Here is a 339-nt window from a genome sequence, read left to right as displayed (position 1 = left end):
TAAGCCACCCACTAGAGCTGAGTTGCCTTGTAGCTCGGCTACCACCGCACCGAGTATCGCATGGCTGACGGTGTTGGCAACGGTGCTTCCTTCGGTCTGTTGTTTGATAATAGTCGCAATTTTTGGTGCAAGTGCCCCTGCGGCTGCCCCTGTCATGTCACCACTGATTAAGCCGTTGATGATACTAACCGCCATGTCAATACCTTGGCGGGCGTCACTGCCCATCGCTGACATGCCTTGGTTCATCGATTCTTTGTAGGCGTCTTCGTAGATTTTTTGTTGCTGCTTGTCGGTTAACACGATGCCTTTGTCTGCGGCTTTTTCTTGTTCTTTTTCTAC

1 pseudogene is annotated in these 339 nt (G+C 50.7%); it reads right to left on the bottom strand.

Annotated features, from left to right (window positions below):
- Positions 1–339 (bottom strand): annotated as a pseudogene (locus A9G25_RS12925) (hypothetical protein); the annotation flags it as partial.

This window comes from Gilliamella sp. Bif1-4 (assembly GCF_001690535.1).
Lineage (GTDB): Bacteria > Pseudomonadota > Gammaproteobacteria > Enterobacterales > Orbaceae > Gilliamella > Gilliamella bombi.
Note: the sequence above shows the minus strand (reverse complement) of the source record. Positions and strands in the feature narration are given on the sequence as shown.